At 68.7% G+C, this 26866-nt stretch carries 22 protein-coding genes, 3 tRNA genes and 1 pseudogene; 7 read left to right on the forward strand and 19 right to left on the reverse strand.

Annotated features, from left to right (window positions below; translation table 11 throughout):
- Positions 1-13: 13 nt before the first annotated feature.
- Genes panC through ftsH form a run of 10 tightly spaced genes read right to left on the reverse strand, consistent with a single transcriptional unit; the run spans position 14 to position 8776 of the window.
- On the reverse strand, positions 14-859 hold the full coding sequence (gene panC, locus ACFQ7C_RS02165) for a pantoate--beta-alanine ligase (protein WP_378897293.1): 846 nt from the start codon (positions 857-859) through the stop codon (positions 14-16).
- Complete coding sequence (locus ACFQ7C_RS02170) at positions 856-1569, reverse strand: DUF2520 domain-containing protein (protein WP_378897296.1); 714 nt, start codon at positions 1567-1569, stop codon at positions 856-858. The genes panC and ACFQ7C_RS02170 overlap by 4 nt, the downstream gene beginning before the upstream one ends.
- Complete coding sequence (locus ACFQ7C_RS02175) at positions 1566-3347, reverse strand: PH domain-containing protein (protein WP_378897298.1); 1782 nt, start codon at positions 3345-3347, stop codon at positions 1566-1568. Before ACFQ7C_RS02175 ends, ACFQ7C_RS02170 begins: the two co-directional genes overlap by 4 nt.
- A complete protein-coding gene (locus ACFQ7C_RS02180; RefSeq protein WP_378897301.1) occupies positions 3344-3958 on the reverse strand; it encodes a PH domain-containing protein in 615 nt (204 codons plus the stop codon). The genes ACFQ7C_RS02175 and ACFQ7C_RS02180 overlap by 4 nt, the downstream gene beginning before the upstream one ends.
- A complete protein-coding gene (locus ACFQ7C_RS02185) occupies positions 3900-4397 on the reverse strand; it encodes a DUF3180 domain-containing protein (protein ID WP_378897304.1) in 498 nt (165 codons plus the stop codon). The genes ACFQ7C_RS02180 and ACFQ7C_RS02185 overlap by 59 nt, the downstream gene beginning before the upstream one ends.
- A complete protein-coding gene (gene folK / locus ACFQ7C_RS02190; RefSeq protein ID WP_378897307.1) occupies positions 4394-4951 on the reverse strand; it encodes a 2-amino-4-hydroxy-6-hydroxymethyldihydropteridine diphosphokinase in 558 nt (185 codons plus the stop codon). The genes ACFQ7C_RS02185 and folK overlap by 4 nt, the downstream gene beginning before the upstream one ends.
- Positions 4948-5334 carry a dihydroneopterin aldolase gene (folB, locus tag ACFQ7C_RS02195; RefSeq protein WP_378897309.1) on the reverse strand — a complete coding sequence of 129 codons (387 nt, stop codon included), beginning with the start codon at positions 5332-5334 and terminating at the stop codon, positions 4948-4950. Before folB ends, folK begins: the two co-directional genes overlap by 4 nt.
- On the reverse strand, positions 5334-6170 hold the full coding sequence (gene folP / locus ACFQ7C_RS02200; RefSeq protein WP_378897311.1) for a dihydropteroate synthase: 837 nt from the start codon (positions 6168-6170) through the stop codon (positions 5334-5336). Before folP ends, folB begins: the two co-directional genes overlap by 1 nt.
- Positions 6167-6757 (reverse strand): GTP cyclohydrolase I, encoded by a 591-nt coding sequence (gene folE, locus ACFQ7C_RS02205; protein ID WP_378897314.1) that lies wholly within the window; start codon positions 6755-6757, stop codon positions 6167-6169. Before folE ends, folP begins: the two co-directional genes overlap by 4 nt.
- A 9-nt stretch (positions 6758-6766) precedes the next feature.
- Positions 6767-8776, reverse strand: a complete 2010-nt coding sequence (ftsH, locus tag ACFQ7C_RS02210; protein ID WP_378897316.1) for an ATP-dependent zinc metalloprotease FtsH — start codon at positions 8774-8776, stop codon at positions 6767-6769.
- 187 nt (positions 8777-8963) lie between these two features.
- On the opposite strand from ftsH, the gene ACFQ7C_RS02215 reads away from it, so the two are divergent.
- Entirely contained in the window at positions 8964-10016 is a 1053-nt protein-coding gene (locus tag ACFQ7C_RS02215; protein WP_378897319.1) for a hypothetical protein, read from the forward strand.
- A 6-nt stretch (positions 10017-10022) separates the two neighbouring features.
- Here the strand turns inward: ACFQ7C_RS02215 and hpt are convergent, their stop codons facing one another.
- Complete coding sequence (hpt, locus tag ACFQ7C_RS02220; RefSeq protein ID WP_378897322.1) at positions 10023-10574, reverse strand: hypoxanthine phosphoribosyltransferase; 552 nt, start codon at positions 10572-10574, stop codon at positions 10023-10025.
- A 54-nt stretch (positions 10575-10628) separates the two neighbouring features.
- On the opposite strand from hpt, the gene ACFQ7C_RS02225 reads away from it, so the two are divergent.
- On the forward strand, positions 10629-11192 hold the full coding sequence (locus ACFQ7C_RS02225) for a DUF937 domain-containing protein (RefSeq protein ID WP_378897324.1): 564 nt from the start codon (positions 10629-10631) through the stop codon (positions 11190-11192).
- A 10-nt stretch (positions 11193-11202) separates the two neighbouring features.
- Here ACFQ7C_RS02225 and tilS read toward each other — a convergent pair whose 3' ends face one another.
- A complete protein-coding gene (gene tilS, locus ACFQ7C_RS02230) occupies positions 11203-12198 on the reverse strand; it encodes a tRNA lysidine(34) synthetase TilS (RefSeq protein WP_378897327.1) in 996 nt (331 codons plus the stop codon).
- A 73-nt stretch (positions 12199-12271) separates the two neighbouring features.
- Here tilS and ppa point away from each other — a divergent pair, with 73 nt between their 5' ends.
- Positions 12272-12805, forward strand: coding sequence for an inorganic diphosphatase (gene ppa, locus ACFQ7C_RS02235; RefSeq protein WP_378897330.1), 534 nt, complete (start codon positions 12272-12274; stop codon positions 12803-12805).
- Between the two features lie 66 nt (positions 12806-12871).
- Here the strand turns inward: ppa and ACFQ7C_RS02240 are convergent, their stop codons facing one another.
- Positions 12872-14191 carry a peptidoglycan DD-metalloendopeptidase family protein gene (locus tag ACFQ7C_RS02240; RefSeq protein ID WP_378897332.1) on the reverse strand — a complete coding sequence of 440 codons (1320 nt, stop codon included), beginning with the start codon at positions 14189-14191 and terminating at the stop codon, positions 12872-12874.
- A gap of 320 nt (positions 14192-14511) precedes the next feature.
- Between ACFQ7C_RS02240 and ACFQ7C_RS02245 the strand changes: the two genes are divergently transcribed.
- From ACFQ7C_RS02245 to ACFQ7C_RS02260, 4 genes and pseudogenes are all read left to right on the forward strand, one after another.
- Positions 14512-14584, forward strand: a tRNA-Glu gene (locus ACFQ7C_RS02245).
- A 20-nt stretch (positions 14585-14604) separates the two neighbouring features.
- Positions 14605-14678: transfer RNA gene (locus ACFQ7C_RS02250), tRNA-Asp, on the forward strand.
- 77 nt (positions 14679-14755) lie between these two features.
- Positions 14756-14828 (forward strand) — tRNA-Phe (locus ACFQ7C_RS02255).
- Positions 14829-15130: 302 nt separating this feature from the next.
- Positions 15131-16018 (forward strand): annotated as a pseudogene (locus ACFQ7C_RS02260) (DDE-type integrase/transposase/recombinase); the annotation flags it as partial.
- Here the strand turns inward: ACFQ7C_RS02260 and ACFQ7C_RS02265 are convergent.
- From ACFQ7C_RS02265 to ACFQ7C_RS02290, 6 genes are all read right to left on the reverse strand, one after another.
- Positions 15906-16526, reverse strand: a complete 621-nt coding sequence (locus tag ACFQ7C_RS02265; protein ID WP_378897401.1) for a hypothetical protein — start codon at positions 16524-16526, stop codon at positions 15906-15908. The pseudogene ACFQ7C_RS02260 and the gene ACFQ7C_RS02265 sit on opposite strands and share 113 nt — an antisense overlap.
- Before the next feature lie 558 nt (positions 16527-17084).
- Positions 17085-17537 (reverse strand): hypothetical protein, encoded by a 453-nt coding sequence (locus ACFQ7C_RS02270; protein WP_378897335.1) that lies wholly within the window; start codon positions 17535-17537, stop codon positions 17085-17087.
- Positions 17538-17616: 79 nt separating this feature from the next.
- Positions 17617-17862, reverse strand: coding sequence for a hypothetical protein (locus ACFQ7C_RS02275; RefSeq protein ID WP_378897337.1), 246 nt, complete (start codon positions 17860-17862; stop codon positions 17617-17619).
- Positions 17863-18055: 193 nt separating this feature from the next.
- A complete protein-coding gene (locus ACFQ7C_RS02280) occupies positions 18056-18661 on the reverse strand; it encodes a hypothetical protein (protein ID WP_378897339.1) in 606 nt (201 codons plus the stop codon).
- A gap of 836 nt (positions 18662-19497) precedes the next feature.
- Positions 19498-24513: a PA14 domain-containing protein gene (locus ACFQ7C_RS02285; protein ID WP_378897341.1), complete on the reverse strand. Its 5016-nt coding sequence runs from the start codon at positions 24511-24513 to the stop codon at positions 19498-19500.
- A 381-nt stretch (positions 24514-24894) separates the two neighbouring features.
- A complete protein-coding gene (locus ACFQ7C_RS02290) occupies positions 24895-26409 on the reverse strand; it encodes a hypothetical protein (protein WP_378897344.1) in 1515 nt (504 codons plus the stop codon).
- Positions 26410-26866 lie beyond the last annotated feature (457 nt).

The raw sequence follows: 26866 nt of genomic DNA on the forward strand, positions 1-26866 counted from the left end.
GTCCGCGGGGCGATCAGCCGAGGTAGATCTCGGCGTTGTCGATGAACCGGTGGCCCGCCACCGACGCGGCGATGAGGGCGAGCGCGGGACCGCTGCTGCCCTCGTCGACCGGCAGGAACGTCGCCGGGTCGACGACGCTGAGGTACTCGAGCCGGATCCGCGGCTCCCCCATGAGCGCGGACTGCGCGGCGGCGATGCACGCGTCGACGCCGCGGTCGGCGTTCGCGGCGGCGGCGTCGAGCGCGGCCGGGAGCAAGGCCGCAGCCGCGAGGTCACGATCCTCGAGCATTCCGACGCGCGTCGACACCGGCAGCCCGTCGTCGCCGCGCACGGTCTCGACCGTCGCGACCTCGATGCCGAAGAACAGATCGCGGATCATGCGGCGCACGAGGAACACGCGCTGCCGATCACGGTCGCCGTAGACGGCGACGTCGGGCTGGACGAGGTGGAACAGCTTCGCCTCGACGGTGAGGAGCCCGTCGAAGTAGAACGGGCGCGCGCGCCCTTCGTATCGAAGGCCGAGGTCGCCGGCGGTGACCTTCGTCGTCGCGGAGCCGTCGGGGAGCAGCTCGCCCGCTTCGGGCGCGAACACGACCTCGACGCCGAGCGACTCGAGCAGCCGCTCGTCTTCGTCAGGCGTTCGGGGGTACGCAGCGAAATCGGCAGGGGATGCGAAGCGCAGCGGGTTGACGAACACCGACACGACGACGACGTCGGCCACCTCGCGAGCCCGGTGGACGAGATCGATGTGCCCGTCATGGAGCGAGCCGATCGTGGAGATGAGCGCGATGCGCGCTTCCGGCGCGGAGGCGCGGACCTCGGCGAGCCGAGCCCGCAGCTCGTCGACGGTGCTGATCATCCTTGGATCGTAGCGGGGGGCTCGGCTCCAGGACCGGAGCCCGCCTCCGCCAGCGCGTGGTCGATCGTCGTGTGCGCCAGCACGGACAGGAACGACCCCGGATGCGGCACGCCCGCCTCAGCGAGCAGCGCAGCCGCCTGCCGCACGATCGAGCGCGAGAAATCGCGTGCCGTCGCGATCGCCTCGGCGTACGCGGGCCGGGCGGACTCGTCGACGACGACCGGCTCGCAGCCGAGCTCGACGGCGAGAGCCTGCGCGATGGGCAGCACCGGACCGGGCGCGGTGACCGCGGCGTACGCGCTCGAGAGTGCCCGCAGATCCATCGACGTTCCACTGAACTCGATCGCGGGGTGCACGGCGAGCGGGATCGCCCCCTTCGCGACCGCGGCGGACAGGATGCCGGTGCCCCACGCCGGATCGGTGTGCAGCACGAGCTGCCCGGGCTGCCAGGCACCGACCTCGGCCAGCCCGGTGACCAGCCCCTCGAGCTGGTCGTGGGGCACCGCGACGATGACCAGCTCGCTGCGGCGGGCGACCTCGGTGGCGTCGAGGACGGGAACTCCCGGCAGGATCGCCTCGACCCGCTCGGGGTCGGAACCCCGGGTGATCCCGACGAGCGCGTGCCCGGCTCCGGCGAGCGCGGCGCCGAGCACCGGCCCGACCCGGCCCGCACCGATGATGCCGACGCCGAGGCGACCTTCGCGGGTCATCCGCGGCCCTCCCCCGGCTCGGGGACGACGGTGTAGCCGGGCGGCGGCGGGGGCACCGAGCCGACGGTCTGCGTCTCAGCTGCGGCGCGTGTCGTCGCCGCCGCCGCAGCGGGCACATACGCCTCGGGCGCCGCGGAATCGGAGGTGGCGGCATCCGTCTCCGCCCAGCGGTGCGTGCGGTCAGCCAGCGCAGCGCGCACGGAGCCGTGGGCGACGTCGTCGAACAGCGCGAGGGCGGTGTCGCGGTCGACCGCGGCGAGGAACGGTGAGACCGGCCCGGTCACGACGTGTGCGCGCACGTTGGTCACGCGCGACGCGCGGTCGAGCGGCCCCTGATGGAGCGCGAAGCTCTGCAGGCGGGCGAGCGGCAGGATCACGAGCTTGCGCCACACCACGCCGCGCCGCATCAGCAGCACATCGTCGGTGAGGCGGAAGCCGTTGCGCCGGAACGAGAAGGGCCGGATCCACCACGCGCGCTTCGGCGTGTTCGTGAAGGGGTCGCTCTCGGTCGGACCGTGCATGCCCTCCCGCACGATGAGCGCCCGCTCGTCTTCGGGCAGCGACGGCTGCAGCAGCCGCAGCACCCGGTCGACATCGGACGCCGTGCCGACGGGCAGCACCGTCGTGAACTGATCGGTCGTCGAGTCGGTGGCGCTGCGACCGGTGAGACGGTTGATGCGGATCGTCCACCATCCGGCCGGGCGCCAGAAGATCCCCTGCGTCACCTCGACGGCGTGCACGCGGCCGGGAGGGACGATCTCGGTGATGGTCGTGAAGAGCCCGAATGTGATGCGCACGCCGTCCGGCGTCGGCGCGATCGAGTAGCGCAGCGAGCGGACGATCGAGCGCACCCAGTACGCCCCGAAACCGATGATGGCGGGGACGAAGCCGAACAGCAGCCACGTCACGCCCTGGCTCACGCCGATCACGATCGCGACGATCGCGAACAGCAGTCCCAGCGTCGACGTGCTGAGGACATGGGATGCTACGAGCCGGCCGAGCGGGATATGGACGACCGATTCGAGCTCGGCGACCGGAGCCTCGGGGCCCTCGATGAGCCCGGTGATCTCGCGGCCGACGGTCTGGCTCAGCGACGCGACCCTGCCCGCCTGCCTCGGCGCCGTGGCAGCGGCCGGGCCGGCCGTCATCGCGAGCCGGCGCCCGGAGGCGAGGCGCAGGATGTCGGCGCGGACCGCCTCCGCGTTGGCGGTCGAGAGGTACTCCAGCTTGACGTTCGCGTCCGTCCCGGCGCCGACGACCTCGAGCTTGGCCATGCCCAGCAGCCGCGCGATCATCGGGCGGGTGAGGTTCACCCCCTGCACGCGGTCGAGGGGTGCGCGCCGCTGCGTGCGGAACAGGATGCCGCTGCGCACTTCGACGTCGTCGTCGGTGATGCGGAACGTGTGGAAGCGCCACGACGTGTAGAACACCGCGACGAGCACGATCAGCACCGCGAGGACGGCGACACCGGCGAGCACGTAGAGGTTGTTCGCGATGATGAAGTCGATCGGGTCGCGGCCGACCTGCTCCCACTCCACGACCTCGTCGCCCACGCCGGGGGCCAGCCACGGCAGGAAGATGTACAGCAGCCGGTCGCGCAGGTTCGTCAGGACGATGCCGATGATGACGATGAGGAACAGCCCGCCGCGCAGCAGCGGGGTGAGCGGGTGCAGACGATGCCACTCGCCGTCGCTCAGCGGCGACCGCACGAGCTGCGGCGGCGGCGCGCCCGGCCCTGCGGGTGTCGCGGGCTCGCGAGGGAGAAGCGGATCGGTCATAGACCCGTGCGCCGGCTCTCGGCGACCTCGACGAGGTGGTCGCGAAGGGTCTCGGCGGTGGACTGCGCGAGGCCCGGGATCACGACACCGGTCGCGGCCGCCGCCGTGACGAACTTCAGCTGCGCGATGCCGAAGCCTCGGTCGAGCGGGCCGTGGGTGATGTCGATGAGCTGCATGCGGCCGTACGGCACGGCGACGAATCGCTGCCAGAGGATGCCGCGACGGAAGACCAGGTCGTCGTCGCGCAGCTGGTAGCCGATGGCCCGGGCCTGCCGCGGCAGGATGATGAGCGTCCACGCGAGGATCACCGTCATGATCCCGCCGGGGATCCAGGCCCAGAGCTGGTGCATCAGCAGCGTGAGCACGAGCGTCGCCGCGATCACGACCACCAGGAACGATCCGGTCGAGATCAGCTGCACCGTCACGTACTTCGGCGAGATCTGATGCCATACCCCGCCTTCGAGGGCGAGCCGATTCTCCGACCGGGGCTCGACGAGCCGCGAGAACTCCGGCGCCGCGTCCGGCGCCGACACCGGGCCGGCCGCCCCCGCCTCAGTGGTTGTGGATTCTCGGTTCGAGTCCGGGGTCGTCGCCTCCGGGCTGTTCGTCATCGTCGTCCTTCCGGATGGTGCACAGGTGCTCCGCGACCAGACCCGCGGCGACCAGCAGGGCGCCGCACACGGTCGTCGCGATGACCGTTCCCAACGAGCCTAGCGAGGGCGGGACCGGCCGGGTCGCGAGGAAGATCCAGAGCCCCGCGCCGAGCCCGCCGATCGCGGCGCCCACGATGCTCGACGCCTTCGCGAGCATCGCGACGCGCACCGCGCGGAAGGGGTCGATCTTCGCCTTCGACGTGCCGTGCGTCGCGCGCCGGATCGGGATCGCGAGCCCGACCACGACGGCGCCGAGCAGCACGAGGAGGATCGGCAGGGTCACCGCCGGGGTGAACGTGGGCCTTCCTGCCGAGGTCAGCACCTGATCGACGAGGAACCCCGCCGCGACCCCGAGGATCGCGGCGAGGATCAGGACGCCCGCACCCGTGCGCTTCATCGGTCCTCCGCCCGCAGCCGGCGCAGCGCCTCGTCGACGCGGCCGACGCCGGGCAGCACCGCGTCGGGGTCGACGGCCAGCCACGGCCCGAGCACGAAGTCGCGCTGGGCCGCGCGCGGGTGCGGCAGCAGCATCCGCGGATCGTCGCTGACGACGTCGCCGTAGACGATCAGGTCGAGATCGAGCGTGCGATCCTCCCATCCGGGTTCCCGTGCCGAACGCGCCGCGGACCGCACCCGGCCGTGCCGCTGCTCGATCGCGTGGAGGTAGCCGAGCAGCACCGACGGCGCCAGGCGCGTGGTGAGGATCGCCACCGCGTTGAGATAGGCCGGGGCCGAGGCATCCGGTCCTTCCGGCTTCAGCGCGACCGACTCGACCGGCTCCGACACGCGCACCGCATCGACGAGCGGAATGCGCGCGAGGTCTTTGATCGCCCCCGACATCGTCTCGGCGCGATCGCCGAGGTTGGCACCGAGCGCGACGACGGCTTCCACTGCTTCGCGCGGATGACGCTCGGCGTCGCCGTCGAAGCCCTGTGCCAGACGACGGTTCACGATTCCACCGCTTCCGCCGGGCGGCCGCGACGGATGGTCACCGACACGTCCGAGAACGGAACGGTGATCGGGGCCTGCGGCTTGTGGACGGTGACAGCGACCACCTGGACGAGGTCGTACGACAGGAGGTCGTCGGCGATGCGCGCCGCCACACCCTCGATGAGGTTGAGGGGCTCGCCGCCGACGAGCTCCACGATGCGCTCGGCAACCTCCCCGTAGTGGACCGTGTCGGCGACGTCGTCGGTCTCGGCCGCCTCGGTGGTGTCGACGTACAGCGTCACGTCGACGACGAACTCCTGACCTTCGCGCCGCTCGTCCTCGAATACGCCGTGGTACCCGAAGGCGCGCACGCCGGTCAGCGTGATCTCGTCGATGGGGTGCATCAGCCCTCCTGGCTGCCGGTTCGGTCGCCCTGGCGCTGCCCTGCCCAACGCTCGGCGACCATCAGAGCATCCCGCGTGGCGGCGACATCGTGCACCCGCACCGCCCACACCCCGCTCTGCGCCGCAAGGGCGCTCGTCACCGCGGTCGCCAGGTCGCGCCGAGCCTCATGGACGTCGGACGCCTCCGCCGCGAGCGCGTCGGAGAGGAATCGCTTGCGGCTGGTCCCGATCAGCACCCGCTGCCCCATCTCGACGAAGCGGTCGAGCCCGCTCAGCGTCTCCCAGTTCTGGTCGCCCTGCTTTCCGAAGCCGATGCCGGGGTCGATGATGACCCGGGCGGGACCGATGCCCGCGGCCGCGGCCGCCTCGATCCGCGCGGTGAGCTCTCGGCTCACCTCGGCGACGACGTCGTCGTAGACAGCGCGTGCGTACATGTCGGCGGAGTGACCGCGCCAATGCTGGAGCACCACGTCCGCGTCCGTCGAGGCCACCGCCGCGAGCATCTCCGGATCGGCCATCCCACCCGAGACATCGTTCACGATCCGCGCGCCCGCGTCGACGGCGGCGACCGCGGTCGACGCGTTCATGGTGTCGATGCTGACCACGATGCCCGCCTGCGAGAGGGCGCGCACGACGGGAAGAACCCGCTCCTGCTCGACCTGCGGCGCGACGCGCTCCGCGCCGGGCCGCGTCGACTCGCCGCCGACGTCGAGGATGTCGGCACCCTGCGCGTGCAGCCGCAGTCCGTGGGCGACGGCGGTGTCGGCATCCGCGTATCGTCCGCCGTCGCTGAACGAGTCGGGCGTCACGTTGACGATGCCCATGATCAGGGTCATCCGCGTCCTGCTCCGATCAGCGCGATCAGCTCGGCGCGTGCCCCGGGTTCGGCGAGGTCGCCGCGTGCGGCGATCGTCACCGTCGAGGCGTCCGGCTGCCGGCCGCCGCGCATCGTCACGCATTCGTGCGATGCGTCGAGCACGACCAGCACGCCGCGGGCATCGAGCGACCCGGCGATCACGTCGGCGATCTGCTCCCCCAGCCGCTCCTGCACCTGGGGCCGCGACGACAGGATCTCGACGACCTTCGGCAGTGCCCCGAGGCCGACGACCTGCTCGCCGGGGAGGTACGCGAGGTGCGCGTGCCCGCGGAACGGCAGCAGGTGGTGCTCGCACACCGAGCGGAAGATGATGTCGCGCAGGATCACCGCGCCCGACGGCAGCGTGTCGGGCGCCGGCCCGCGCGACACCGAGATGGTGTGCGCGAGGGGGCCTGCAGCATCCGTCCCCACTCCCGCGAAGAACTCCGAGTACGCGTCGGCCACGCGTTCGGGCGTCTGCCTCAGCCCGGGACGCTCGGGGTCTTCGCCGATCGCCTCGAGCAGTTCGCGCACGAGCGCGGCGACGCGCTCACGATCGACGGCCATAGGCCGAGCCTACGCGGTCGCCGGGCGAGCCTGTCCGGTGGGGCGGCGCTTGGTCGCCTTCTCGGCAGCCGGCTGCTCGTCGGCCTCGACGCTCGCGGCGAGACCGGCCTCGTCGCGGCGCTGCGGCACGTCGATCGGAGGCACGGTCGACGGGGGACGCTGCTCGCTCGACAGCCACTGCGGGCGCGGGGGCAGGCGCTTGACGTCCTTGAAGATCTCGGCGAGCTCCAGGTGGTCGAGCGTCTCCTTCTCGAGGAGTGCCAGCGCGAGCTTGTCGAGCACGTCGCGGTTGTCGTTGATCACCAGGTACGCCTCGTTGTGCGCCTGCTCGATGAGATCGCGCACCTGGACGTCGACGCGCTCGGCGACGCGCTCCGAGAACTCGCGGCCGTGGCCCATGTCGCGGCCCATGAAGACCTCGCCGGACGACTGGCCGAGCTTGACCGGGCCGATGTCGCCGGTCATGCCGTACTCGGTGACCATCTTGCGGGCGATGTTCGTCGCCTTCTCGATGTCGTTGGAGGCCCCGGTCGTCGGGTCGTGGAAGACGATCTCTTCGGCGACGCGGCCACCCATCGCGTAGGTGAGCTGGTCCTGCAGCTCGTTCCGGGTGACGGAGTACTTGTCGTCCAGCGGGAGCACCATCGTGTAGCCGAGCGCCTTGCCGCGCGGGAGGATCGTCACCTTCGTGACGGGGTCGGTGTGGTTCATCGCCGCCGCCGCGAGCGCGTGACCGCCCTCGTGGTACGCCGTGATGAGCTTCTCCTTGTCCTTCATCACGCGCGTGCGGCGCTGCGGGCCGGCGATCACGCGGTCGATGGCCTCGTCGAGGGCGCGGTTGTCGATCAGCTGCGCGTTGGAGCGGGCGGTCAGCAACGCGGCCTCGTTCAGGACGTTGGCGAGGTCGGCGCCGGTGAAGCCGGGGGTCTTGCGGGCGACGACCTCGAGGTCGACACCGTCGGCGAGCGGCTTGCCGCGGCCGTGCACCTCGAGGATCTTCGTGCGCCCCTTGAGGTCGGGCGCGTCGACGCCGATCTGGCGGTCGAAGCGGCCGGGACGCAGCAGCGCGGGGTCGAGGATGTCGGGACGGTTGGTCGCCGCGATCACGATGACGTTCGCCTTCGGGTCGAAGCCGTCCATCTCGACGAGCATCTGATTGAGCGTCTGCTCACGCTCGTCGTGCCCGCCGCCCATGCCGGCGCCGCGGTGACGGCCGACGGCGTCGATCTCGTCGATGAAGATGATCGCGGGGGCGCTCTCCTTGGCCTGGTTGAACAGGTCGCGCACGCGGCTGGCGCCGACGCCCACGAACATCTCCACGAAGTCCGAACCCGAGATCGAGTAGAACGGCACGCCCGCCTCGCCGGCGACGGCGCGGGCGAGAAGGGTCTTGCCGGTTCCGGGGGGGCCGTACAGCAGGACGCCCTTCGGGATGCGGGCCCCGACCGCCTGGAACTTCGACGGGTCCTTCAAGAAGTCCTTGATCTCTTCGAGCTCTTCGATCGCCTCGTCGGAGCCGGCGACGTCCTGGAAGGTGACCTGCGGCATCTCCTTCGTCACGAGCTTCGCGCGCGACTTGCCGAACTGCATGACCTTGCTGCCGCCGCCCTGCGCGCTCGACAGCAGGAACCAGAACAGCAGACCGAGCAGCAGGATCGGAAGGAGCAGCGAGATGAAGCCGTCGAACCACGTCGCGCGCGGCACAGCGTCGTTGAAGCCGTCCTCGGGATTCGCGGCGTTCACGGCGTCGACGACCTCGGCGGCACGTGCCGAGACGTAGTAGAACTGCACGTCGGTGGCGCCCTCGTACTCCTCGGAGAGCTTCATGTCGACCCGCTGGTCGCCGTCGGTGTTCACGACCTCGGTGACCGTGTCGCCCGAGAGCAGCTCGAGGCCCTCCTGCGTGGAGATCTGCTTCGCGCCGCCCAGGCTCGAGATGAGCGAGAACCCCACGATGAGGAAGACCCCGATCAGCAGGACGTAGAAGAGCGGGTTGCGGGTGATCTTCTTGAAGTCCATGGCGCGGGCGCGAGCCCGACCCCTTTCGTCGACGTGCCGCCGCGGACGGGAAAACCCCCGCCGACGGTTGAATCAGGGTATCGCGCGATTCCTAGGCGCCGTCTGTGCATTCGCCCCGGGCGTAATCACAGCGATCCCGCTAGCGTGGGGGTGAAGCGCTGCACGAGCCCACGCCGAGGAGGACCCCGTGCCCCGCATCCGCCCCTCGCTCATCGCCCTCGCCGCGACGGCCGTCGTCCTCGCCGGGTGCGCGTCCGGTCCGCAGTCGCTGCCGCCCGCCGGGATCGTCGCCGAGATCTCCTGCGCGGGCATGGACCCGTTCGGCGGCGATCCGGCAACCGACGCCGGGCGTGTCCCCGACGACTTCGAGCCCGTCGCCGCCGTCCGCTGCGTGCCGTTCCAGGAGGTCGAGGACGATGACGGCGTGTGGTCCGTCGTGCTCCGGGAGCGACTGGAGGGCGACCTCACCGCGGTGCTCGCCGCGCAGGCCGAGCCCGACGACGCCCGCTGGCCGGGTGCGTGCGCGGCGATCGCGACGATCGCACCGCTCGTGTGGCTGACGGATGCTGCGGGCCGAGGCATCCGTCTGCGCTATCCGGTCGACGGCTGCAGCCAGCCGAAGGTCGAGCTGATCGGGGACGCGCTGGCCGGGCTCGCCGTCGTGCAGACCGACGAGGAGCAGCGCACGCTCACCCAGCCCCGCGCGGCGCTGGACGCGGGGTGCGCGCCGACGTGGTCGGCGAGGCCGCTGCAGATCGTGCCGCCCGAGGAGCTCGGCGAGCTGGAGGGGCAGGCGGAGGCGGAGGTTGCGCCGCAGCCCGCCCCCACGTGGGACGGTGTCCAGACCATCCCGTGGGAGCCCCCGCGGACGCCGGCGCCCGGCGAGGTCGAGACGCTGCGACTGTGCGCGTACTCCACAGACGAGGCCGCGAACCCGACGGCGACGCCGGCGCCCGGGGCGAAGACATGGGTGACGATCGAGGTCGAGGGCACGGCCTGGTTCGCCGGCAGCCGCGCGCTGGACGCCGCCGAGACCCGCGCCGTGCTCGAGGCCGCAGCATCCGCTCAGCCGCTGCCGGAGTCCTGCGACGACATCCCCGGCTCCCTCGTCGTGCTCGACGCGGGTCAGGAGGGGAAGGCGCCGATCACGGTGGAGCTGGACGGATGCCGCCGGCTCATCGTCGATCACTTCCGGACGTTCGCCGCACCGCCGGCGCTGGTGGAACTGCTCGCCGGCTGACGCGGGTCAGGAGTAGACGTGGGGCGCGAGCACCGCGACGTCGCGGAGGTTGCGGTACTTCTCGGCGTAGTCGAGGCCGTAGCCGACGACGAACTCCGTCGGGATGTCGAAGCCCACGTACCGGCAGTGCACCTCGACCTTCGCGGCCTCGGGCTTGCGCAGCAGCGCGAAGACCTCCACGGATGCCGCGCCGCGGGCCGCGAAGTTCTCGAGCAGCCAGCTGAGGGTCAGGCCCGAGTCGATGATGTCTTCCACGATGAGGACGTGCTTGCCGAGGATGTCGGTGTCGAGGTCCTTGCGGATCTGCACGACACCGCTCGACTTCGTGCCGGCCCCGTACGACGACACGGCCATCCAGTCCATCGTCACGTGCTTCTCGAGCGCCCGCGAGAAGTCGGCCATGACCATGACCGCGCCTTTGAGCACGCCGACGAGAAGCAGATCTTCGTCGGCGTAGTCCTCGGCGACCTTCGCCGCGATCTCGTCGAGCTTGGCTCGGATCTCCTCCTCGGTGACGAGGACTTCGGTGATGTCGCTGGTGACGTCGGCCGCGCGCATGTCAAGAGTCTAGAGGGGTGCCCCGCGGCGACCGTACGATGAGGCCGTGACCGGATGACCCAGTCCGGGGAAGGCGGGACCACCGTGGCCGGCATCGACGACATCCTCCAGTCCATCCCCATCGACGAGATCGCGCAGAAGCTCGGCGTCGATCCCGCTGTTGCCGCGAAGGGCGTCGAAGAGGGCGGCGCGACCATCCTCAGCGGCTTGCAGAGCAACGCCCGGACGCCCGATGGCGCCGCGTCCATCGAGAAGGCGCTCGGCGCACACGCCGGGAGCCTGCCCACGAGCGTCGACCAGATCGACACCGCCGACGGCGACAAGATCCTCGGCCACGTCTTCGGCGACCAGAAGCAGGCGGTCGCGCAGAAGCTCACCGACGAGCCTCAGACCGCGGGCATCGACTTCGGCAAGCTCCTCCCGATGCTCGCGCCGATCGTGATGGGCCTGCTCGCGAAGAATCAGAAGGGCGGGACGGATGCCTCGGCCCAGGGCGGTGCGGGCGGCGGCATCGGTGATCTGATCGGCGGCCTGCTCGGCGGCGGGTCCGGGTCCGGCTCGGCCGGCGGCATCGACATCGGCGGCCTCTTGGGCGGCCTGTTCGGCGGGAAGAAGTAGACCAGGGGCTTCAGCGCGCGGTGAACTCGACGCGTCCGCCGACACGGCGGGCGCGGCATCCGGGGAGGTCGATGGGTCCCTGCCCCGACCAGTCCGTGACCAGGCGCGCGACCTCGAGCGTCTGCGTCCGGGTGAGGCTCTCGTGGAACTCGCTCGCCACGACGTGCCGGATGATGCGGTGGCGCAGCGCTGCGGGGTTGGCGGCGAGCGCGGCGGCCGACACCGAGATGCCCGCCTCGGCGTGCTCGACGATGTCTTCGATGGTCTCGTCGATCATCTCGTCGAAGGCCTCGGCATCCTCGCGCAGCTGGGCGGCCGTGCGGGCGAGTGCTTCCGCGATTCCCGGGCCGAGCTCGGACTCGAGCACGGGCAGCACCGTCGAGCGGACGCGGGCGCGCGCGAAGCGAGGGTCGGCGTTGTGCGGGTCCTCGCACCACCCGAGGGACTCGGCGGCGCAGGCGGCTCGGGTGGTCGTGCGGCGCACGCCCAGCAGCGGCCGCAGCAGCGGGATCCCCTCGAGATCGGATGCCTCGGCCATGCCCTGCAGGCTGGTGGCGCCCGCGCCGCGCGCGAGGCCGAGCAGCACCGTCTCGGCCTGGTCGTCGAGCGTGTGACCGGTGAGGACCGCGGCGGCCCCGACGGACCGCGCGCCTTCGGCGAGGGCGCCGTAGCGCGCCTCGCGCGCGGCCGCCTCCGGCCCGCCCGCGGCGCCGACCTCCACGCGCACGACGCGGGCGTCGAGCCCGAGGGCCGCGGCTTTCGCGGCGGCGGCGGCAGCGGCATCCGTCGATCCGTCCTGGAGGCCGTGGTCGACCGTCAGCGACGCCGCGCCCAGACGGAGCTTCGGGGCCTCGAACGCCGTCGCCGCGGCCAGCGCGAGCGAGTCGGCACCACCGGAGAGCGCGACCAGCACCGTCGCGCCGGGTTGGAGGCCGGTCAGCGCCCGGCGCACGGCGAGCCGCACCTCGGCGACGGCGGGGTCGAGTCCGGGTCTGCGCTCCTCCACCCGCCCACCGTACCTGCGACGCGCCGCGACTAGGCTGGTCGCGGCAATCCACAGTCTTCGAAGGAGCACCACTATGGGCGCGTACGACGCCGTCATCGAGATCCCGCGCGGCAGCCGCGTGAAGTACGAGGTCGACCACGGCACGGGCCGCGTCTTCCTCGACCGCATCCTCTACACGCCCATGGGCTACCCGACCAACTACGGGTTCTTCGAGAACACCCTCGGTGAGGACGGCGACCCGCTCGACGTGCTCGTGATCCTCGACGTCGACCTGGCCCCCGGCATCCTCGCGAGCGTCCGCCCCGTCGGCGTGCTCAAGATGAGCGACGAGGCCGGCGGCGACGACAAGGTCGTCGCGGTGCTCGCCAAGGACCCGCGCTGGGCGCACATCCAGGACGTCGCCGACATCCCGGAGTTCCTCCAGAAGGAGATCGCGCACTTCTTCGAGCATTACAAGGACCTGGAGCCCAACAAGTGGGTCAAGGTCGACGAGTGGGCGAACGCCGCCGAGGCCGAGCGCCTGGTCGACGAGGCGTTCGCGCGCTTCGCCGAGCACGAAGGCGAGACCCGAACCCAGGGTGAGGGCGTCGCGCCGAGCACGCTCTGACCTGAGCTTCATGCGAGAACCGGATGCCTCGGCATCCGGTTCTCGTCGTGTGAAGCGTCGTTCGGGTCAGACCGAGATGCCGCGGCCCGCCATGAAGTTGATCGGATTCACCGGGTAGCCGTTGACGTAGGTCTCGAAGTGGAGGTGGCAGCCGAACGAGTTGCCCGTGTTGCCCTCGCTGGCGATGAGCTGACCGGCGCTGACCCACTGGCCCACGCCCACGAAGATGCCGCCCGAGCGGATGTGGCCATAGCCGCTGCCGATGCCGCCCCCGTGGTCGATCTTGATGTAGTTGCCGTAGCCGCCGTTCCAGCCGGCGTAGACGACGCGTCCTGCCGAAGCGGCGTAGATGCCCGAGCTGCAGCCGGCGGCGAGGTCGACGCCGTAATGGAAGCCGCTGGAGCAGTAGCTGTTGCCGCACTGTACGGTGCGTGGCCCGTAGCCGGAGCTGCGCCATCCTGACGAGGGACGGGCCCAGCCGGAGCCGACGACGGCTCCGCCGCCACCGCCGCCACCGCCGCCACCGCCGCCACCGCCACCGCCGCCGCCCTGGTTCTGCTGGGCAAGGCGCTCGGCCTCGGCCCGCGCTGCGGCGGCCGCGGCCTCGCGGGCCAGACGCTCCTGTTCCTGACGGACGCGCTCGCCCTCCTGGTATTCGGCGATGGTCTTGGCCGTGGTGTCCTGAAGGGCCGCGAGCTGCGCCTCGAGCTCGCCGCGCTTGGCGTTCTGCGCGTCGAGGGCTGCCTGCGCCTCGTCGGCGGCCTTCTGCGCGGCGACCATCTTCTCTTCGGCGATCTTCTGCAGCCGGTCACGCTCGGCACGCTGAAGGGCGGCCTGGTCGCTGAGGCTCTGCGCCGAGTCGCGCGCGGTCACGGCCTGCGCGTACACGTCCTGGTTGCGTTGCACCAGCTTGTCCATCGTGCCCAGGCGCGCCAGAAGATCGTCTGCGCCGGCGGCCGAGCCGGCGAAGAAGAGCTCGAGCGACGTGTCATCACCGCCGTTGCGGTACAGCTGAGCGGCGACGCGGCCCGCCTTGTTCGCGGCGTCCAGCGCGGCGGCGGCCTGCTCGTCGGCCTGCTGCTGCAGCTGATCGGCCCGCAGCGCCGCGTCGAAGTACGCCTGCTGGGCGACGTAGAACTCGTCGGCCATCTGCTGCGCGACCTGCTGCTTCGCGGCCACCTCGGCTTCGAGGCCCGCGATGAGGCTCTGGATGTTGGCGACTTCGACGGCCTTGGCCGCTTCGCTGGCCCGTGCGCGCTCGACGTCGTCCCATGACGGGTAGTCGGCGGCGAAAGCCGGGCCGACCAGCGGGCCGAGCGTGCCGCCCACGGCGCCCAGTGCCGCGACGCCGAGGATGCCCAGCCCGAGCGCGGTGCGCCGATTCATCGAGGGCCAGAGCCGCCGCTGCTCACGAGGAGACGGAGCGCACCCGCAGTCCACGGAGGCGTCGTCGGCCAGGGCTTTCTCGGTGGTGTTTTCGGGCTGCACCGGGTCCTCCCCTCGCGGCGTCAACTCGTTTCACACTAGCAACATCAGTAACATGTGCAACCCCCAGTGGTGCACAGCGACCGCCGCCTCGGGAAGCGGTCACCCGGTCAGTGTGCGCCTCGCGAAGGCATTGCACAAGGGCGGCGCGCCCTCGATTCGCGTTTTCGCGAGGAGTTACGTATGCTTGGTCCTCGGCAGTGAGCCCCAAAGGTTCACCCGGCCCCATCGTTTAGCGGCCTAGGACGCCGCCCTTTCACGGCGGTAGCACGGGTTCGAATCCCGTTGGGGTCACTCCACAATTCAATAAGCATGGCCCTGTAGCGCAGTTGGTTAGCGTGCCGCCCTGTCACGGCGGAGGTCGCGGGTTCAAGTCCCGTCAGGGTCGCTCCGAGCGACGGGCCCTTTTTTCGAAGAGGGCCTTTCGTCTAGGACGCGGCAGGTCTTGTATGAGAGATGCCGCGAGGCTCTGTAGCTCAGTTGGTAGAGCGTTCGACTGAAAATCGAAAGGTCACCGGATCGATGCCGGTCGGAGCCACTGAAACCCTCGTATGGCTTCTACATGCGGGGGTTTCTTCTTTTTCCAGGTCAGGCAGTCTTTTCTGAGCCGAGGAGGATTCCGCCGAACCCGCGATCGACATCCTCGTGATCTTATTCGCGCGCATGCTTTGCCCACATCTGCCCACGGCTTGTCCCCGCGAGTGAGCGTTCGACCGGGGTCAACAGGTCAGATCGGTCACGGAGAACGCGCGACCCGCCATGGGCCGCTGCATACCATTACAGATCGGCGAGGCTCGGCAGCCCACTGCGCTCGCCCGCCGCCTAACCCGATGTGCTCAGCTGGGCTGGCACCTCACCCCGCGCGCTCGTTTGCGGCTGGCCAATCTCATCGTCGAGGAGCATTGGCCGGTCGGCGGCGAAGATGTTCATGACCTCCCCGTCGACCGCCCGGAAGTGGGGGGCCCGGTTCCGGGCCGAAGGACCCGGGGGAATGGTTGACCGGTCCAGCCGGCCGCACTCGATGCCGACCGAGACGCTGCCCGCATGGTGAAACGGATCGTGCGATTGCGGTGGCGTCGGCTGGTGGGGCCGGAGCAGATCGCCGGCGAGCTCGGCGTTCCCGTCTCGACTGCCTAGGCGGTGCCGGTGCGGGCGCGGATCAACCGGCTCAGCCACATCGACCGGGTCACGGGCGAGCCCATCCGCCGCTACGAGCACGAGCATCCGGGGTCAATGATCCACGTCGACGTGACCAAGTTCGGCAACATCCCCGACGGCGACGGCTAGCGCTTCGTCGGCAAGCGGCAAGGCAAGCAGAGCAAGCAGCGCGCCGCCCGCGCCGGCGCTGGATACACCGAGAAGGGGCACCCCAACATCGGCACGGCATTCCTGCACACCGTCATCGACGATCACTCCCGCGTCGCCTACGTCGAGATCTGCGCGGACGAGAAGGCCGTCACCGCGATCGCCGTGCTCGAGCGGGCCGTCGCCTGGTTCGCGGACCGCGGCGTCACCGTCGAGCGAGTCTTGTCCGACAACGGATCGGCCTATCGCTCGAGGCTGCGATCACGTCTCGCGCAATCGTCACCGCAGGAAGCTTGGTGTCGGGAAGACCTCACACGCCCATTGAGTCCGTGCGACTTGCGTTCCGGTCAAGATAATCCCGCTCCCACTGAACGATCTGGCGTAGCGCGAGGCTGCCCTCATCGTGGCCGAGCCGCGCCAGCGCATCGTCGATCGCCTGGTGAGCTTGATCGACCCGCCCCAGTCCAGCAAGCAGCAGTGGGAGCCTGATCTCCGCGTCGCCCAATCCACCGCGTTGACTCATAAGCGCATCGATCATGGCTTTGGGGTCGGACATTCTTTTCATGAACGGCAGTCCAGCCTCGACCATCGCGATCATCACCGGCTTCACGGAGCCTTCTGGATCGGCGTCGTCGAGTATCCACTCCCCATACGGCACGCCCGCGATCCGGTAGAGCGGCTGGACGATCGTCGCCTGTTTGCCGGTGCCAGCGCGTGGAATGTTGGACGAGGCCAGCGTAGCCTCAACGCGTCTGTCGCTGACACCGATCATGGGGTTCAGCTCGCACATGCCCTTTGGAAGACCGCGTGTGGCCTTATTCAACCCGAGCCATCCCGCGTAACCATCCGACAGAGGCACGACGAGATTGTGCCCGGCGCGTCGAAATCCGAGGGCACCCAACTGAGCCGTCAGGGTTGAGAGCGCCGACATAGTTCCTCCTCAGTAAAGGTAGACCACACCGACGTGGATGGCCGGGTACTTCTCACCGACCACGAGGTTCGCTCTGAAGGCGTTCCCGCGGACCGGCGTGAATCCTTGTGTCCTGGTAGCCGGGAAAGCGAGACGCTGATTGCGTCGGTGCCGTGGGCGAGCATCACGTAACCGATCGGCTCAACAACGGCTCCCCCACCCGATGGCAGCGCGGTTAATCTAGGATCGTGAATTCTGGATAGGAACTGAAGGATCCGAATACGCAGACGACGCAAGGCGCCGCCCCACGCAAGGTGATGATGTCGTGCTCGAATTCGATTGACTCAAGAATCAGTTCTCCAGTACCCGACAAGTCGTCCACGTCGAAGCTGGTCGCCCCATCGATCGTCAGCACGATGGGGTAGGAGAGCCAACGATGGTTACGTGGCCGGGGCTTTTCTCCGAGGACCGCGCCACCCTGTAGTCGAACCTCACCATCGAGCACGAATGTGTCTTCGGCGATTCGGGCGGACTCCAATCGAAGAGTCGGCTCATCAATCTGCTCGAAGGAAACTCGCCTCATCTGAGATACTTCCTCGGCAGCAGCTTCCAGAACGGCTTCAGCTTGCTTGCACCAAGATCCTTCCGCGCCCAGGCCAGGAGCCTGCCAGTTGCGACTTGGGCGACGAGTTCCCGACGTTCATCGGAGTACCGCTGCACGAGAGAGATAGCGCCCTCTGCAAACCGGTCCACATTTCCTTCGCCCTTACCGAGATGGCGAGCGAGAGCGAATCGAGCGGCCAGCGCCTCGTTGAGCGCGGTCCGAACGGCGGGACCGTCGAATTTCTCAGGGGTACGGAGAGCCAAGGTCATGAGTTTCTCGGCGAAGGCCGCCGTTGCCTCAACGCGATTGTCATTCGCGTCGGCTCGCGAGATCGTCACGTCACGTAGGGCCGTAATCGCAGGAGAGATCGCAGCACCAAGAGATGTCCCAACGACTGCGATGATTGCGACCCATACCGTCTCGCTCATATCCGAACCCTAAGGCTGACTCCCTACATGGAGGCCGCCGAGAAGCAAGCTACGTGACAAGTTGCGCCGGGTTCGGAGATCAGCCGCCGAGCAAGTCGCGACGGGCACCTTCGCCGTACGTCTCCTCTTCGACCAGCTGCTCGGTGTACGCATCCTTGGGACTGTTGCCGCCCGAGGAAGGCACGTAGACGGGGCGGGTGCCCACTGGAGCGCCCTGGAGACGCTCCCACCACACTCCGTGCGCGCTGAGCCGATCCGTCACGGATTCCGCCTCGTAGGGGCTGAGATTGCCGTCTCCGCGGTCGAGGTAAGCAGTGGTGGTCATGGCCACGACCTTACAGTCGGGCAGGTGCGGCACCGACGTGGAATATAGGCACCCTTACCCACTTGCCGCCGATGCGGGCGAGGATACCGTCGTCATATTCGCCGCTGGGGCGCGGATTGGGATAGCAATCGTGTCATAGAGAAGGCGACCCTCGAAACGCGCACGACGTACGCGCGGGTGGGCGGGCGAGGGTTCATCGGCTGGTCGAGGCGGCGGGTTCGGTCTCGTCCGGGGCCCAGTCGAGTTCGGCTCGGAGGGCAGCGCCGAGGTGGTTCATGATCTCGTCGACAGTGCCGCTGTACTCTGCGATCGCGTTACGGGACTCGTTGTCGAGAGCAGCTCCTGATAGTCCCGCGTAGCGCTGAGAGGCCAGAATGCTCACCTGGCTGGTGCGCTGGGCGAACTCTTCGAGGCGGAAGCGCAGGTTGTCGTCGAGTACGCGATTCCGCAGCCTGAGGACCTCGATTCCGTTGGCGAGCATTTCAGCATCCAGATCGTCGGGGAGAGTGCCTAGCTTCCCGCCTCGCGCGGCAGCTTCGTCGTGGAGTAATCCCCGGACGGTGAGGCGTGCCATGGACTGCAGCGCTTCCTGCAGTGCGAGGAGGGTTTCGAGCTGGAACTGGTGGTGCCGCGCATAAGTTGCGGTGGAGTTGCGGTCCTCAGATCGGGCCGCTCGTTCGCGGTCGAACGCTCTTCGGTCTCGTCGCGCATCGTTGATCCCGGCGAGAACATAACCGATGATCGCCGCGGCGAGGGTGGAGATGGCGATGATGATCTGTGGCCAGAGCGCGGTTGACACGGAGTCGAGTATTTCAGCGGGTGCGGCTGCTGCTCGTTGCCGCCAGGTTGGCCCGTGGTGTCATCGGCTTGCAGAGCGCATAGTTGCCGGGGGTATCGATGCGGCCGCGTCAACCCAAGTTGACATATGGGTGATTATCGGGTAAAACCCCAGGTCAGATCGAGATATCTCTGACCACTTGCTTGTGCTTCCCCGGGGCGTTTCGGCGAATCCATGTTGCTTCGCCGACAGCGAATAGTGGAGATCATCGAGCCGCTATTGACAGGGGTGAGTCTCGGTCTCGCCTGATTCGCTTCGAAGCCGAAGGATTCAGATCCCCGGCTGGCCGGCTGCGTAGGCGGACAGTGCCAGGACGGTCGCGGCTACTGCCGTTAAGACATACTCGACCAGTATCCGAATGAGGATCCTGCTTGGCCGCCAAGTGTGACGTGGCTCCGCTTCGCTTTCATTGCTTGAGTCCCGGCGACGAGGTGCGACCAACTCTTCACGGCGGCCCCGCACACGCAGTCGGGCGAGCACCAGCCGCACAATTGCCGTGATTGCGGCCACGAAGGCGGCCCCCGCAAGCGCGACACTAAGAGGGGTCGCTGACCAGAGTGAGCCGCATGCTTCCATCCATGCAGAACCACGGATTGCTGCCCAGAGGAGTGCGACTACCGCCAGCGGTACCGCGCTCCAGACAGGAAGCGTTCGGGCAAACTCGCGACGGAACTCTCCGCCATCACTGTTGAGCTCCTGTATCGCTCTCACCAAAAACGTTCCGAATATCGCAACGAATAAGCCGAGCCACGCAAGGAACAGTGTGAATCGGAGATCCCCACCATCGCACACCATCTTTACCTCCACTGGGTATAGGTGATCGAGCACCCAACCCCAACGCCTACCATCCCGCCGAAGCCTCCAGTTACCCCGAGGCCGTTGTAGCCGATTCCGTAGACCCCGACCTCACCGTATATTCCAACCGGTCCGGAGAACGAGCATCCAGCCATCAGACCATTGGTCGCGGAGGTGGGTTCGTTGAACGACACGCCTGCCTTGGCGTCAGCCGAGAGCTTGGGGCCGAGCCCCAGAGACCAAGAGCTTCCTGAGTCCGAATAGCACACGATCGCGCATCCCGTTCCGGAAGTGCTCACGGTAGGTTTCAATGCCTGCCACGATCGCGCCTGCGGATTATTGAAGAAGTTGGTGACGGACCGCTTGATTCCGATCGATACGTTCTCACTCGACCTTCGCACACGCTGGCCGATTGCGGCTATCGGATCCCACCGTGCGTCCAGGATCCCGCCCCTGGAAGTTGGCACGTACCCCTTCTTTATCCATCGCTCGAGTGAGTCGGCCGACATCTTGCCGCTTAGATCATTCGAACCGATGGGGTCGGTGGGCCAGATGTAGTCGTTGTCGACGCCGCCTTCGATGGGGTCGACTTGGAGGAAGCGGCCGAGTGCGGCGACGTACAGACGCGCCCCCATCTCGATCACCGACGCTGACCCGACGGACTCGGCGGCTTTGAGCGCGCCCTGGTGCCAACCGGTGTTGCCGTTGAGTTGGCCGGTGTCGTCTGCGGCGGTAGTGCCGATTGCCAGGGTATTGGGGTCGAGGGGTTGTCCGAACGGGTCCCACAACTGGGTGGGCTTGTTGATGGTGCCTTCTCGGGTGAGGAGGGTGTGGCCGAGGATGTTCGGGATTGACCAGGTCGTGCTGGTCGCGGTGTTGGTCCAGGTGACCCCACCGGGAAGCCCGACGCTGCGGGTGAGGGCCGTGCCACTGAGCAGTGCCCACGCGGCGTCGCCGGCGCCGGTGTACAGGTACTGGGTCGTGACCGCGGGTGGGGTGCCGGCGGGGTCGATGGTACGGGAGATGATCCGCCCGGTGACGTCTCGGACGATCGCGACCGTGGAACCGTCGCTATAGGTGGTGCCGACGTGGCGGTTGGCCGCGTCGTAGCTGAACGTCATGTCGGCAAGGCGGATGACGTTCCCGCGGGCGTCGTAGGTGATGTCGGCGGGGTTCCCGTTCTCGGCGGGGCGGAGCCCGTCGGCGACGGTGTTCAGCTCCGGCGTCGGGTTGGTGACGGTGGTGTGGGTGAGCCGGTCGGCCCAGTCGTAGCAGTAGTCCGTTCTCATCTGCGGGTGCGGGGTGCTGGCACCGGCCGGCGTGTACGAGTCCGTCATGCTGGTGCGGTTCCCGGATGCCCCCGCCGCCGTGTTCGCGTTTGCCCCGCACCCGGCTCCGGTGCCGGTGCCGGCGAAGGTGTAGGTGAGGTCGTGGCCGGGGATCCTGGCGTTCACAAGGCGACCGGCCGCGTCGTACCCGTACGTGGCGGTGTGGGTGGTGGCTCCTCGGGTGAGGGTGTGTTGCACGATGCGCCCGGACTGGGATCTGGCCGCAGTGTCGGTGACGGTTTCGGTGCCGAGGGTCCATTGCTGCCCGGTGGTGCGCAGCGCCTGGTCGCGGGTGATCGCGGTGAGGCTGTGCCCGCCGTCGTAGGTCACCGACTGCAGCAACTGCTGGGCGTTGTAGCTGACTGCGGCAAGCTCCAGGCCGTCGACCTTGTAGGAGATCACTTTCCCGTCCAGGTCGTACACGAACGAGTTGGTCGATGAGGGCTGTCCGACCACGGCGGTCGCGATGGTCGCGACCCGGCCGGTGGTGGCCTCGTACGTGGTGGTGGTGACGGTTCCCCACGCGTCGGTACTGGAGATGACGCGCCCGAGCAGGTCGGTGATGGTGGTCACGGTGCTGCCGTCCGCGCTGGCGGGGGCGGTGCCGGAGAACGATTCCACCTTCAGGCCCGCGGTGACGGGTGTGTACCGGGTGGTGATGCTCTGGGTGGCGATGCCCGTGGGGCCTTCGATGGTCTGGCTGATGGTGCGGCCGCGGGTGTCGTAGGTGGTGCAGGACCAGGCCGTGTCGCCGGAGACTTTGGTGCCCGCGATACGCCCCCACACGTCGTAGACGTATTCGGTGACCACCGCTGCGCCGGTGGCGGGTGTGGGGCCGGCGGTGGACCTCAGCGCCCCGAACTGTTTCGTGCCGGCGGGCACACAGTTCTGCCCGGTGGGCGCTGTCTCCAGGTCGCCGTAGTAGGCGCTGGTGGTGGCCGCGGTGGCGGGGGCGCCGGTGGTGGTCCCGGCGGGCAGAGTCCGGGTCTTGCGGCGCAGCCACGACCCGGTGTCGCCGGGCTGCTCGTAGCCGACCTTGGTTCGCAGTGCGAGCACGGCCGGATCCACGGTGGACTCGGTCGCCTGTCCGAGCCACGGATGCTGGTAGGTGAACGCCGTGGTCACGGTCGGCGCGTCCGCCCCCGCGATGGTGGTGGTGTCGTCCGCGGTGGTGGTGCTGGTCAGCCCGTAGTCCGGGCGCAACGCGGTGCCGGGGATGACGGTGAAGGTGCTGTCGCCGGGCTTCTTCCACGCCAGCTGCAGGGTGCCGCCGCCGGTCTGTTCGTTGTACTCGATGCGGATGCGGCGGGTGAGGTCTGCGGCGTCGACGGAGATCGCGGGGCTTTGATGGGCGGTCGGGTTCTGCGGGACCCACCGATCGATCAGGTTCGCGTCGTCCAGCCATACCCGCACCCCGTCGTCGCTGGTGACCTGCAGCGTGTAGGTTCCGGGTGCCGGGAAGGTGAGCAGACCGGTCAGCCGCAGCGACCAGTAGTCCGCCGGGAGGGGCGTGCCCGGGGAGCCGGCCCAATAGTTGTCGACGCGGCCATCACCGGTTCCGGTGCCGAGCGCGAACGTCGCGGGCTTCCCCGACAGCGACGCGTTGCTGTAATAGGTCGCCTGCAACCCGGCCAGGCCCGCGTCGTAGACGGTGCCGGTGTGGGCGGGCAGGATGCCGCACCCCGACGTGGTGACGGGGTTGGCGATGGTGCGGCCCTCCGCGGTGAAGCACGCAGCGGGTGCCGGGCCGTAGGTGTCGGTGAGGCGGTCGGTCTGCGGGTCGTACACGTTGGTGGATACGGTTCCCACCGAGGTGGCGGTGGCCAGTGGCAGGTCCTTCTGGCCGTGCCACTTCTGCTCGCTCCACACTCCGAGCGGGCTGGTGGTACGCACCTGCCGCCAGGTGCCGTCATAGGTCACTGTCGAGGTCGACCCGGCCACGGCCGGGTTGGTGACGGTGGTGTACGCCAACTGGCCGCCCTGCGCCGCGGTGTAGGCGTAGTCCTTCTTCAGCCGGGCCCCGTTCTGCGACCCATCGGCCGTGGGCAGGGTGACGCTGCTCACCCGCCCGCCGGTGTCGTAGGCGATGTCGATGGTGGGCGGTGTGTGCCCGGTGGGTTCGGGGAGGCTGAGCAGGTAGTCGCTGGTGACCGAGTCGCGCAGGGCGGTGAGTCGATCACCGGACCAGCCGAACCAGGTGCGCTCCGCACCCGGGTCCTCGATCAACCAGACCTTGCCCGCGGAGTAGTACAGCGAGGTCATCTTGCTGACGTCGGTCCCGGAGTCGGGGTACTTGAGCTGGCAGAGCATCCCGACCGGGGCCGGCTCGTAGGTGGGCGGGAGCGTCGGGCACGCGGTGAGCGCGGCGTTCTGATACACCAGGGTGATCTTGCGCTCGTAGGTGGACCCGTTCTTAGAGACAGGGTCGACGATCTCGGTGACGACCCCCTTGCTGTAGTTGAGCTGCGGGCCGGCCGGCTTCAGTCCGTCCGCGACCGGGGTCGCCGATTCCAGGCGGCCGTTGCCGTCGAACTGGTAGACCGTGCCGTCCTCCCCCGTGAACACGACCCGGCCGTTGCCGTCCAGGCTGACGACCCCGTACTCCCCTGCCGGGGCCGTGTAGCCGCCGGTAGAGGTGCGGGTGTAGGTGTGAGTGCGGCCGGTGAGATCGGTGAGCACAACGGCGGACTGCTCCCGCGCCGCTGACACCCATGCCGAGGCGGCGCCCGCGATCGGTGCTGACGACGCCCATCCCTCCGGCAGAACTTGCGGGGTGGTGGACAGCCACTCCTGCGGGACGATCTTCGCCGGCTCGGCGTCGTTCACGTCATCGATGAGCAGCTCGACCTTCGCGCCGCCATAGTTCTCGTAGTACTCGAGCTGGATCGGGACCGTCTCGCCGGTCAGACTGACGTTGCCGCTCCAGGTCTCGGTCGCGATGTTCTCCCACTTGTCGATCAGCTTCGCGCCGTTCACCGACAGCACCACACCGTCATCGTGGCGCAGCCCGAACCGCCACCCACCGGACTGGTAGGGAACCTTGATGAACCCTACCCACCTGGCCATGAAGTAGTCGCTCGCAATACCGTCGCCCGGTGAGCCGGTGCCCCAGTCGAACCCGATCGTCTTGTCGGTGCGGACCTGGATCGGCTGCTTCCCGGCGAACGTGTACCCTGCTGGCGTCGACGGTGGGTTGCCGAGCGCATCCCGCCCGTTGTAGTACCAGCCGACCAGTCCCTGGTTCGCGCCGGCGACATGCTGCGAGTTGTAGCTGAACGACATCCCCATCGGACCGCCCAGCGTGCTCACCGTCGGCGACGAGAACGACAGGTTCGCGTTCCCGTTCGCCAGGTTCACGGTCACCGGCCCCGCGGTGTCGAACGGGGACGGGCCCGTCGCCCCCAGACGCAGGTCGACCTTGATCTTCTTCGACCACGCCGGGTTGGCGTTCTTGCTCAGCCCGTCGCTGGGTTGCACCACCCACGCGTACACGCCCCCGTCACGCAGCACACCCGCCGGCACGGTCCACCGGACCTTGCCGTTCGCGTCCGCGTTCACCGGCCCGGAGGTGTAGACGGCACCCGACTTGCCGTCCATGCCGGTGGCGATCTTGAACTCGTATGTGATGGTCGCGCCGGCCGGGTGGCTGTCCGGGTCGGTGACCGCATCCACCTGCAGCGTCGGGGTCACCGTGGTGACCGTCTCCGGCGTCGGGTCCGACCCCGGTGTGGCCGTACCGATCGGCGGCGTCGGTGGGACTTGGTTGGTAGTGAACGACCACACCCCGCTGAGTCGTTCCGTGGACTGGCCAACCCACCCGTGGTGAGCGTCACGGATCCGCACGCGCCAGTAGTACTTCGTGCCCGACTGCAGAATCCCTTCCGGCACCGTCGCGGTCGTCGCCGAAGTCCACCCGCCGGTCCACACCGGCGAGGACAGGTCGGCGTTCGCCGACACCTCGATGAAGTAGTTCTTGATGTCCGAATGCGGAGACGACTCGCTGCCGTTCCACCGCAGCGTCGGCGTCGCCGACGCACCGGTGGCGCCGTTACCGGGGGTGCCGGTGCCGTTCTACAGCCATACCGACGGCCAGCTCCAATAGTCGACGTACAGTTCGGTGTTGATCCGCTTGTGCGTGTAACTGCCGCCCTCCGACCCACGGGTGACGAACGTCACCCCGGTGTCACCGGCCGCGAACTGGGCCGCCAGCAGCTGCGACAACGCAGTGTCGTTGGTGCCCGCCGTCCACGCATCGCCGCCACCCAAGGTGACGCTGCCGATATCTTGCCCGACACAGTGATAGCTGGTGTTGCAGCTGGCCCAGTTCACCCACAACGGCAGGTCGGCGCTGGTTCCCTCACCGGCGTACAGGTAACGCAGCGACGCGTTGCCGATGAACTGCCCCGGCGCCGACCCGTACGGGTAAGAGGTGAACGCACGCCAGTACACGTTCGTGTTCGACTGGCGCGTGTTCCCGGTGTGCGCCTGCCCGTTGTACACCACCCCGTCGGACTTGTACGACTTCACATACGACGCCCCCGTCGCCAACGTCGGATCCACATACACCGGGAACACCCGATCCGACGCCTTCAACCACCCCGCATCAACCGTCAGCGTGTACCGCCACGACCCGTCCGCTGCCTGCGACAGCGCCGAGGTCGGGTTGATCACCACATCCGACGACTTCCCCTTCACCCCCGAGGAGTCCCACGCCACCGGCGTCGGGATCGCCACCACCGTCTGCCCGGCCGCGTCGTTCAACAACACCGCGCCCGCCTCATCCAGCACCGGAGTGAGAGCTCCCGGATCCAGCACCCAACTCCACGACGCCGCCCCCGAGGGCAGCCTGTGCAGGATCAGAGTCTCCTTCACCTGCGTCCGCTCGACCTCATACTCCAGATCCATCCCGGGCCGCACACCCTCGTACACCACACCGTCACGCTCATCGTCGGTCAGCTTCTCCGCATCGGCACCCTCGAACCCGACCGGGGTGAGCGTCACCCGGTGGCCCTGCTCGGTCACCGTGACCACGTCGACGTCGCCCGCGTTCGCGGCGAACTCCGGCTCCAGCGGGTGATCGGCCACCTCGAACCCGTCCGCAGTGGCGGCGACCTCCGTCGAGATCGGCACCCACCGGCCGTCCTCGTCGAGGTAGTTCTCCGGCTCCGGGGACACTCGGCGCACCACCGACCCGTCGTCGCGGCGGAAGATGGTCCACTGCTCCCCGCGACGCACCGCGGTCATATCGCTGGTATCCAACTCCGACTTCGTCGAGACCGGGACCGGCACGGTCGTCAGATCCGCCGCCGGCAGTGCCACCGACGCAGGGTCGGGCACATCAACCAGCTCCGCACTGTCCTCACCGACAGCCGGCTCCTCACCGGGCTTCACCGGCAGCCCCAGCAACTCGACCTGATCACCGTCCAACTCACCGTTGTCCGGCACCGGCACTGTCCCCAGCGGACGGAACTCCCCGATCATCCAGCGATCCGCGAGAACATCCGCGAGCGCAGGCGAAACCGGCGTGACCACCAGCACCACCGCCAACACAACCGCCAGGACAGCAGACCGGCCAAGTCGAGACATCGACACCCTTCCCCAGGACAAGACGACGGTCGCCCCCACGGTGCCGTCGCCACTAGCCACGACAGTAGAGGGACAACGCTCTCCCCCAGATCACCTGTGGATAACTGGCCGGGCACTCGGCGAGGTGTCACGGGTTCGCGGCGCTGCGGAACGAGACCCGTCTCTCAGCGGCTGACGTCAGCAGCCACCGACCCCGTCCGCAGCCCCCGGCGCCACCTTCAACGTCACCAGGTCCTGATACATCACACGAAGTGGCTCTCCCGAGGGATCGACCTTTGCCCACAATTCACCCACGAACGCGGCAGATCCGGCCCGATCGAGGCGGATCCTGGGGAGGCCCAATCCGCGTGATTCCGCGGATACCGGACCCAATCCGACCCAAACGGACGCCCTCAGCGACGACTGAAAATCGAAAGGTCACCGGATCGATGCCGGTCGGAGCCACTGAAACCCCCGC

The organism is Microbacterium sp. NPDC056569 (assembly GCF_042793475.1).
GTDB lineage: Bacteria > Actinomycetota > Actinomycetes > Actinomycetales > Microbacteriaceae > Microbacterium.